This window comes from Polaromonas sp., assembly GCF_029945925.1.
GTDB lineage: Bacteria > Pseudomonadota > Gammaproteobacteria > Burkholderiales > Burkholderiaceae_C > Polaromonas.
In genome coordinates, this window is sequence record NZ_JAQSDN010000071.1 from 1 (window position 1) to 9758 (window position 9758).

7 protein-coding genes are annotated in these 9758 nt (G+C 64.9%); 3 read left to right on the plus strand and 4 right to left on the minus strand.

Annotated features, from left to right (window positions below; all coding sequences use genetic code 11):
* The coding region (gene rpoD, locus PSV40_RS22755) for an RNA polymerase sigma factor RpoD (protein ID WP_300542228.1) at positions 1-2049 on the minus strand (2049 nt) is incomplete at its 3' end.
* A gap of 13 nt (positions 2050-2062) precedes the next feature.
* Here rpoD and PSV40_RS22760 point away from each other — a divergent pair.
* On the plus strand, positions 2063-2254 hold the full coding sequence (locus PSV40_RS22760; RefSeq protein ID WP_300542230.1) for a hypothetical protein: 192 nt from the start codon (positions 2063-2065) through the stop codon (positions 2252-2254).
* Between the two features lie 340 nt (positions 2255-2594).
* Here PSV40_RS22760 and dnaG read toward each other — a convergent pair whose 3' ends face one another.
* Positions 2595-4562, minus strand: coding sequence for a DNA primase (dnaG, locus tag PSV40_RS22765; RefSeq protein WP_300542232.1), 1968 nt, complete (start codon positions 4560-4562; stop codon positions 2595-2597).
* A 172-nt stretch (positions 4563-4734) separates the two neighbouring features.
* Here dnaG and PSV40_RS22770 point away from each other — a divergent pair, with 172 nt between their 5' ends.
* Together PSV40_RS22770 and PSV40_RS22775 are read left to right on the plus strand one after the other, a co-directional pair.
* Entirely contained in the window at positions 4735-6381 is a 1647-nt protein-coding gene (locus PSV40_RS22770; RefSeq protein WP_300542234.1) for an acyl-CoA synthetase, read from the plus strand.
* A 10-nt stretch (positions 6382-6391) separates the two neighbouring features.
* Positions 6392-7324: a YihY/virulence factor BrkB family protein gene (locus tag PSV40_RS22775; RefSeq protein WP_300542236.1), complete on the plus strand. Its 933-nt coding sequence runs from the start codon at positions 6392-6394 to the stop codon at positions 7322-7324.
* Positions 7325-7382: 58 nt separating this feature from the next.
* Here the strand turns inward: PSV40_RS22775 and PSV40_RS22780 are convergent, their stop codons facing one another.
* On the minus strand, positions 7383-9254 hold the full coding sequence (locus tag PSV40_RS22780) for a gamma-glutamyltransferase family protein (protein WP_300542237.1): 1872 nt from the start codon (positions 9252-9254) through the stop codon (positions 7383-7385).
* Between the two features lie 192 nt (positions 9255-9446).
* The coding region (locus tag PSV40_RS22785; RefSeq protein ID WP_300542238.1) for an SDR family oxidoreductase at positions 9447-9758 on the minus strand (312 nt) is incomplete at its 5' end.

Sequence of the window (9758 nt, forward strand, 5' to 3'; positions counted from 1 at the left end):
GGACATCTCGATGCCGAAACGCATGCGCAACACCTTGGCTTCGCGCGGTGTCAGGCTGTCGAGAATGTCCTTGACCACATCGCGCAGGCCGGCCTGCATCGCCGCTTCCAGCGGTGCGGTGTTGGCGCTGTCCTCGATGAAGTCGCCGAGGTGCGAATCGTCGTCGTCGCCGATCGGTGTTTCCATCGAGATCGGCTCTTTGGCGATCTTCATGATCTTGCGGATCTTGTCCTCGGGAATCTCCATCTTCTCGGCCAGGATGCTGGCGTCGGGCTCGAAGCCGAACTCCTGCAGGTGCTGGCGCGACAGGCGGTTCATCTTGTTGATGGTTTCGATCATGTGCACCGGGATGCGGATGGTGCGAGCCTGGTCGGCGATCGAACGCGTGATCGCCTGGCGGATCCACCAGGTGGCGTAGGTCGAGAACTTGTAGCCGCGGCGGTATTCGAACTTGTCGACCGCTTTCATCAGGCCGATGTTGCCCTCCTGGATCAGGTCCAGGAACTGCAGGCCGCGGTTGGTGTATTTCTTGGCGATCGAGATCACCAGGCGCAAGTTGGCCTCGATCATCTCTTTCTTGGCGTCGCGCGAGTTGGTCTCGCCTTCATTCATGCGCTTGTTGATGTCCTTGAGCTGGGCCAGCGGCACGACCACGCGGGCCTGCAGCTCGCCGAGCTTGGTCTGCAGTTCCTGGATGGGCGGAATGTTGCGCGCCATGACGACGGACCAGGGCTTGCCGGAAGCCACCTGTTTCTCGACCCATTTCAGGTTCAGCAGGTTGGGCGGGAAGTCCTTGATGAAGACTTCCTGCGGCATGCCGCACTTCTCGACGATGATGCGGCGCAGCTCACGCTCTTTCTTGCGCACGTCCAGCACCTGGCCGCGCAACAGGTCGCACAGTTTTTCAATCGTCTTGGCGGTGAAACGCACGGTCATGAGCTCGTCGCTCAGGGCTTTTTGCGCTTTGGTATAGGTGGGGGTGCCCCAGCCTTCCTTGTCGTAGGTCTTGTGGACTTTTTCGAACAGGGAGGCGATGGTGTCGAAGCGGCTCAGCGCTTCCTTCTTCAGCTCTTCGAGCTTTTTGGTCAGCGCCTTGGAGCCGCCCTTGCCGTCGTCGTCGTCTTCCTCGTCGAACTCGTCAAAGTCTTCCTCGGCCACGTAATCGTCGGCTTCGTTGGGGTTGGAAAAACCATCGACCACGGTGGAGATGACCACCTTGCCTTCGCGGATGTCTTCACCCAGGCGCAGGATCTCGGCAATCGTGGCCGGGCTTTCGGAGATGGCTTCCATCATCTTCATCAAGCCGCCTTCGATGCGCTTGGCGATCTCGATCTCGCCTTCGCGCGTCAGCAGCTCGACCGTGCCCATTTCACGCATGTACATGCGGACCGGGTCGGTGGTGCGGCCGAACTCGCTGTCCACGGTGGACAGGGCGGCTTCGGCGGCTTCCTCGGCCTCTTCTTCGGTGGAGCCGGCGGGCGCGTTGGCGGTGATCAGCAGGGTTTCCGCGTCAGGCGTCTGCTCGTACACGGCCACACCCAGGTCGTTCAGGGTGACGATCACCGCGTCCAGGGTTTCGGCGTCGATCAGCTTGTCGGGCAGGTGATCGGAAATTTCGCCGTGGGTCAGGTAGCCGCGGGTCTTGCCGAGCTTGATCAGTGCCTTCAGGCGCGCACGGCGCTTGGCCATGTCTTCTTCGGACAGGACGGTTTCGTCCAGGCCGAATTCTTTCATCAAGGCGCGTTCTTTGGCCTTGCTGATCTTCATGCGCAGCGGCTTGACCTTTTCGGTCGTTTCCACCACCGGCTCGCCGACCAGATCGTCCTCGATGTCGGACATGTCCTCGTCGCCTTCACCCTTGATGGCCACCTTGGGCTTGCGGCCGCGCTTGGCGCCGCCGGCTTCCACCGCGGCAGCGGGGTTTTTCGGCGGGCGGCCGGGTTTCTTTTTCACGGGCACGTCGGTGCCGGCTGTGGTCGGGGTGACCTTCAGCTCGGCTTCTTTTTTGGCAGCGGGTTTGGCGGTGGAGGCGGGAGACTTGGTCGGCACAGGGGGCACTTTCTTGACAGGCTTTTCAGATTTCAGGGGCGCTTTGCTGGCTGCATCTTTTTTGCCAGGAACTGGTCTGGATATGGCGGGTTTTCCGGGTTTTTCAAGCTGGTTGTTGGCTGTCTTCCTGACCGCCGGTCGGGCGGCAGCCTTGGCTGCGGCTTTGGGCTGGGTCACGGTTTTGGCAGTCTTGCTGGACTTTTGAGCAGGCATGGCGAACTCCCCCGGTGTGAAACTTTCCTCAACAGACTTGGGTTCCTGACGCCCGACAGCGGTCGGGCTACAGGCACAAAAAATGCCCGCGCCGGACGGCTGGGCATTCAGGAGTCTGTCGGACTTGAGAGGTGTCTCAAGCCCGTCAGGCTCCACAGCAAGTTGTTTGGGCGAACATTTGGTGTGCAGTCCTTGCGGGGAGGTGGCCCTTCAACCTGTGAGGTCCCGTTCTTGCGGGGGGCTGGTACCGGAGGTGCTGCTGTCGCGCTTGCCGTAGCGAAAAATCGGATTATACCCTGTTGCCTCATTTTTGGGCAACAAAAAAGGCCAAATCAGCTATTTTTCAGCAGGGCGGACAACTCTTCGTAACGCTGCCTGGCCGCGGGGTCGGCCAGGACCCGGGGCAGCAAATCGACCATTTCCTGCTGGCGTTTGAGCTTGAGGAGCTGGTCCAGGATGGCGCGAACCTCGTTCCAGTCGCACTCGATGCCCTCGTGGAGCTGGGCGATCTGGTCAATCGCGTGTTTTTCATGCGGGTGCTCGCGCAGGCCCTCGCGCAGGGCCGCCCAGGGCTGCGGGCCGTGTTCGTGCAGCTGGCTCTCCAGCCAGACAAACAGCGGCCCGTGCGGCGCCGGCAGCTCCGACAGCAGCACATGTTCTTCCCCGCTGAGCTTGTCCCAGCTTTGCGGATCGGTCAGCATCAGCCGCAGCACCCGGTCTTCCCGGCCGGCCGGCAGCACCCGCCCGGCGATACGCCGCGGCGGGCGGCTGGCACCTGGCTTGGCTCCGAAGCTGCGGCCGGTGGACCCACCCGCCGCCGACAGGGCGGGCAGCGACGCGGCATAAGCGCCTTCATCGTGCAGGTCGGAGAAATTGCCGGAAAACTCCGCGAAATGCGGAGCGGCGTCGGCATATTCAGGCGGTTTTGGCCGCTGGCCCTTGCCCTGTATGCGCGAGCTGCTACTGTTTTTGTAGTGCGGCGCGGCCGGCTGCCAGATCTGCAGCAGTTCGCGGCTGTCGATCAGCACCGTGTCGGCGATCTCGGCCAGCAACTGGTGCTTGAGCGTGCCATCGGGCAGCAAGCTCCACAGCGGGCGCGCATTGCTGGCCATGTGGGCGCGGCCTTCGGCGGTGTCCAGGTCGCAGCCTTCGCCGGCGGCGTCGAGCATGAATTTGCTCAGCGGCACGGCCTTGGCGACATAGGCGGCAAACCCTTCCTGGCCGTGTTCGCGGATGTAGCTGTCTGGGTCGTGTTCGGCCGGCAGAAACAGGAACTTGACGGTGCGCACGTCGGTGGCAAAGGGCAGGGCGGCGTCCAGCGCCTTGCGCGCGGCCCGGCGGCCGGCGCTGTCGCCGTCAAAGCTGAAGACCACCGAATCGGTGAAACGGAAAAGTTTTTGCACATGGTCGGCGGTGCAGGCCGTGCCCAGCGTGGCCACGGCGTTGGCAAAACCGAGCTGGGCCAGCGCCACCACGTCCATGTATCCCTCAGTGACCAGCGCGTAGCCGTGTTCGCGCAGCGCGGTGCGCGCCTCGAACAGGCCGTAGAGCTCGCGGCCCTTGCTGAACACCGGGGTTTCCGGCGAGTTCAGGTACTTCGGTTTTTCGTCGCCCAGCACACGCCCGCCGAAACCGATGCATTCGCCCTTGACGTTGCGGATCGGAAACATGATGCGGTCGCGGAAGCGGTCGTAACGCTTGGCTTCGCCCTGAGCGTTTTCCTCACCCGGCTCACCGGTGATGACCAGGCCGCTTTCCACCAGCAGCGGGTCGTTGTAGTCGGGGAAGATGCTGGCCAGCGCGCGCCAGCCTTCGGGCGCGTAACCAAGGCCGAAGGTTTTGGCAATTTCGCCCGACAGGCCGCGGCCCTTGAGGTAGTCGATGGCACGCGGCGCGTTGCGCAGGTGCTTGATGTAGGCGATGCCGGCTTTTTCGAGCACGCTGGTCAGCGTGGCCTGCTGCTCGCGGGCCTGGGCGGCGCGGGCGCGCTCCTGCGGCGAAACGTCGTCTTCGGGAACCTGCAGGCCGACCTGCTGGGCCAGGTCCTTCACGGCTTCGACAAAGGTCATGCCGCCGTGCTCCATCAAAAAGCTGATGGCGTTGCCGTTTTTGCCGCAGCCGAAGCAGTGGTAGAACTGCTTGGACGGGCTCACGCTGAAGGAGGGCGATTTTTCGCCGTGGAAGGGGCACAGCCCCATGAAATTGGCGCCGCCTTTTTTGAGCTGTACATAACGCCCGACGATGTCCACCACGTCGGCGCGCGCCAGCAGTTCCTGGATGAATGATTGGGGAATGGCCACGGCTGTATTGTGCCTTCAGCGTCGGATTTGCCCCGAAACGGCCAGTCGCAAACCGGCCGCCCGGCCACTTGCGGTGCACCGGCCTATGGCCCCAGTCCGAGGCGGGTCAAGGCCGGGTGCCGGGGTGCGGCTACCATGGCTGTACAGACCGCCCAACCCCGAGGAGACTTTGATGCCCAGCATTTTTGACCAGGACTTGGCGCCCAACGAGGCCAATTACGCCGCGCTGTCGCCGCTGTCGTTCATCGAGCGCACCGCCGAGGTTTACCCGGACCGGCTGGCGGTGGTGCATGGCGGCCTGCGCCGCAGCTGGGCCGAGGTCTTCACGCGCTGCCGGCAGCTGGCCAGTGCGCTGCAGCGGCACGGCATCGGCAAGGGCGACACGGTGGCCGTGATGCTGCCCAACACCCCGCCCATGGTGGAGGCGCACTTCGGCATTCCGGTGACCGGGGCAGTGCTCAATGCGCTGAACACCCGGCTCGACCCCGAAACCATTGCCTTCATGCTGGACCACGGCGAGGCCAAGGTGATCATCGTCGATCCCGAGTTCGCCGGCGTGATGAAAAAGGCGCTGGCCCTGCGCCAGTCGGGCGCGCCGCTGCTGGTCATCGACGTCGAGGACGCGATGTACACCGGGCCGGTCGAGCGCATCGGCAGCATGCTCTACGACGAGTTCCTGGCCAGCGGCGACGCGGGCTTTGCCTGGCGCCAGCCCGACGACGAGTGGGACGCGATTGCGCTGAACTACACCAGCGGCACCACCGGCAACCCCAAGGGCGTGGTCTACCACCACCGCGGCGCGGCGCTCAACGCGGTGTCCAACATCCTCGAATGGGACATGCCCAAACACGCGGTGTACCTTTGGACGCTGCCGATGTTTCACTGCAACGGCTGGTGTTTTCCGTGGACGGTGGCGGCACGCGCCGGCGTCAATGTCTGCCTGCGCCGGGTCGAGCCCCAGGCGATTTTCGACGCGATCCGCCAGCACGGCGTGACCCACTACTGCGGCGCGCCCATCGTGCACGGCCTGCTGGTCAACTCGCCCGACAGCATGAAACACGGCCTGCCGCGCGGCGTCAAGGCCATGGTGGCCGGTGCGGCGCCGCCGGCGTCCATGATCGAGGGCATGGAGGCGCTGGGGTTCGATCTGACCCATGTCTACGGCCTGACCGAAGTCTACGGCCCGGCGACGGTGTGCGCCGCGCAGGACGGCTGGGAGTTGCTGGACATCGGTGAGCGCGCCCGCCTCAACGCGCGGCAGGGCGTGCGTTATCACCTGGAGCGCGATGTGCGCGTTCTCGATTCGCAGACCCTGCAGCCGGTGCCGCAAGACGGCGAAACCATGGGCGAGATCATGTTCAGGGGCAATATTGCGATGAAGGGGTATCTGAAAAATCCCAAAGCGACCGATGAAGCTTTTGCCGGGGGCTGGTTCCACAGCGGCGACCTCGCGGTGATGTACCCCGACGGCTACATCAAGATCAAGGACCGCAGCAAGGACGTGATCATCTCCGGCGGCGAAAACATCTCCTCGATCGAGGTCGAAGACGTGCTTTACCGCCACCCCGACGTGCTGGCCGCCGCCGTGGTGGCCAAGCCCGACGAACGCTGGGGCGAAACCCCCTGCGCCTTTGTCGAGCTCAAGGCCGGGGCGACGGCGACCAAGGAGGACATCGTGGTGCACTGCAAGAAACACCTGGCCGGCTTCAAGGTGCCGCGTGCGGTGGTGTTCGGCGAACTGCCCAAGACCAGCACCGGCAAGATCCAGAAGTTCGAGCTGCGCAAGCTGGCCGGCTCGGCGGCAGCCATCGACGTCTGACAGGGCAGGCATGCAGATCCTCGGCCACCAGGCCGCCCACGTGCTGGCCAACCCCGCGGCCTTTGCCTGGCGGGTGCTCAAGGGCTTTCGCGCCAACCAGGGCCTGCTGCTGGCCGGTGCGGTGGCCTATTACGCGCTGCTGTCGATTGTTCCGCTCCTGATCCTGGCGATCATCGCGCTGTCGCATGTGATCGACCAGGCCGAGCTGCTGCAGACCCTGGGCCGTTACCTCGAGTGGCTGATGCCGATGCAGTCACGCGCCGTGGTGGCCGAACTCGCGACCTTTCTCGAGCACCGCAGCGTGATCGGCTGGGTGCTGCTGGTCACCATGCTGTTTTTCAGCTCGCTGGCCTTCACCGTGCTGGAAAACGCGATGTCGGTGATCTTTTTGCATCGCATCGCGGTGCGGCGCCGGCGCTTCATCGTCTCGGCGCTGCTGCCTTACTTCTACATCGTCAGCCTGGGCGCCGGGCTGCTGGTGGTGACCCTGGTCTCGGGCGGCCTGCGCGCCATGGGTGAGGAAAGCGTCGATGTGCTGGGCCGCGAATGGTCGCTCAGCGGCGTGTCGGGTCTGCTGCTCTACCTGCTGGGGCTGATCGGAGAGATTTTCCTGCTGACCTCGGTCTACATGGTGATGCCGGTCGGCAAACTGTCCTGGCGGCACGCGCTGATCGGCGGCGTAACGGCGGCGCTGCTGTGGGAGGTCACCCGCCACCTGCTGGTCTGGTACTTCGGCACGCTGTCGCAGGTCAATGTGGTTTACGGCTCGCTGACCACCGCCATCGTGGTGCTGCTGAGCCTGGAGATCGCGGCGACCCTGCTGTTGCTGGGCGCGCAGGTGATCTCCGAATACGAACGCATCGACAAGCCGCCGGAGCCGGCACCGGTCAACCCCTTGCAGGTGGAAGGGGTGGAGTCCGGCGACAAGATGCTACCGGATTGATAGCGGCTTGCGCCCGCCAGTCAATGGCTGCAGGCATTTTTTGCTCAAAAACCGGACCTCAGTCTCCCATCACCACACCTTCACGGCGCGGGTCCGCGCCGCCCAGCCACAGCGGCTTGCCGTGCGCCTGGCCGCGGGTGATCGCCTGCAGGCCGCTGGTCATGGTCATCTCGCGCACTTCATGGCCGCGGGCTTTCAGCGCGTCGACGGTGGCCGGTGCAAAGCGTTTTTCTTCCAGCAGGGTCGGGCCGTTGAGCGAGCCGAAGTTGGGCAGGTTGATGGCCTGCTGCGGCATCTGGCCCCAGTTGAGCACGCCATAGATCGTCTTGGCGGTGTAGTGGATGATCAGCGCGCCGCCCGGGCTGCCGCCGCTCATCACGAGCTGGCCGGTGGCCTTGTCGAACACCAGCGTGGGCGCCATCGACGAGCGTGGCCGTTTGCCCGGCTGCACGCGGTTGGCCACCGGGGCGCCGCTGGCGTCTGTCGGTGCGAAGCTGAAATCGGTCAGCTCGTTGTTCAGCAGGAAACCTTTGACCATCTGGCGCGCGCCGAAGGCGTCTTCGATCGTGGTGGTCATGGCAATCGCGTTGCCGTAGGCATCGACGATGCTGATGTGTGAGGTGCCGTATTCGGGCTGCTCGGTCATGGGCGCGTAGGCGCTTTTCATGCCGCCGGGCAGGCCGGGCTTGGCGACCTTCATGCTTTGCCCGCCGGGTTGCGCGGCGATCAGCCTGGCGCGGTCGGCCAGGTAGGCGGGGTCCAGCAGGCTCATCCAGCTGCCGCCCGGCGGCTGCACAAAATCGGGGTCGGCCAGGTACTGCGCGCGGTCGGCAAAAGCCAGGCGTGAAGCCTCGGTGTACAGGTGCAGCCAGTCGGCCGACGGGGCCGCGCCTGCCGTGCCGCCCATGCCGGTGTCCAGAGCCAGCGTCGCTGCGGGCGTGTTGTTCAGGATGCCGAGAATCTGCCCGACCGCAATCGCACCCGAGCTTGGCGGCGGCATGCCGCAGATGCGGTAGTCGCGCGCCTGCGCCCGGTAGTCGTGGCAGATCGGCTCGCGTTTTTTGGCCTGGTAGCCGGCCAGGTCAGCCAGGCTCAGCTTGCCGGGGTTGGTCGGGTGGCTTTGCACCTTGGTCACGATGGCCTGGGCGACGTCGCCTTCGAGCAGGGCTCTGGAGCCGCCGGTGGCGATTTTTTTCAGGACATCGGCGAGCGGCTGGTTGCGCAGCAGGCTGCCGGCGGCCAGCGGCTCGCCATTGGGCTGGTAAAAGTAGGCGGCGGCGACCGGGTCTTTTTTCAGGTGTTGCTCGGTTTTCAGCAGGGTGGCCAGGCGCGCGCTGACCTTGAAGCCGCCCTCGGCCAGCGTGATGGCCGGCACGAACAGCTGCGCCCAGGGCAGCTTGCCGTGCTGCCTGTGCGCCATCTCCAGCATGCGCACCGTGCCCGGCACGCCGACCGAGCGGCCGCCGACCACACCGTCGATGAAGGTCATGGGTTTGCCGTCGGCGCCGACAAAGAGTTTGTCGTCGGCCGCAGCCGGTGCGGTTTCGCGGCCGTCAAACGCCTCGACTTTGCTGCCGCTGGCATGCAGCAAAAACGCGCCGCCGCCTATGCCGCTCGATTGCGGCTCGACCAGTGCGAGCACCATCTGGACGGCGATGGCCGCATCGATCGCCGAGCCGCCGGCCTTGAGCACCTGGTAGCCGGCATCGGTGGCCAGCGGGTTGGCCGCGGCGACGGCAAAACTCGCGTTCGCCCAGCCGGGTTTTTCGGTGTAGCCGGACGTGCCTTCAGGCTGCGCCGGCACGCTGTAGGCGAAGGGCGGTGCCGTGGCGCAGCCGGCCACCAGCAGGGCGGCGGCCAGGGCCAGGCCGGAAAGCGGAGACAGGACAGCGGCTCGCTTGGAACTGAACGCAGGGGCGACGGTTTTCATGGCTTCTCCAGTGGGGGATGGTCATGGTAAACCCAAGCCCCGTGTGGCGCTGCAGGGTCAGGCCGGGTGGGGCGGGTGATTTTGCAAGCAGCAGAAAAAAGGCCGACCTGGCTGGTTTTACAGTCAGATCGGCCTTCAGCCCAGGCGGGTCGGGCGCGAGAAGCTATCAATACGATAGCATGCGGGAGGGGCTTAGCGCGGCGCCAGGCGGATGGCGCCGTCCAGGCGGATCACCTCGCCGTTGAGCATGTCGTTTTCAAAGATGTGCTGCGCGAGTTTGGCGTAGTCCTGCGGCGTGCCCAGGCGGCTGGGGAAGGGCACGGAGGCGGCCAGCGAATCCTGCACTTCCTGGGGCATGCCGAACATCATGGGCGTGCCGAAGATGCCGGGGGCAATCGTCATGTTGCGGATGCCGTTGCGAGCCAGGTCGCGGGCGATCGGCAAGGTCATGCCGACAATGCCGCCCTTGGAGGCGCTGTAGGCGGCCTGGCCGATCTGGCCGTC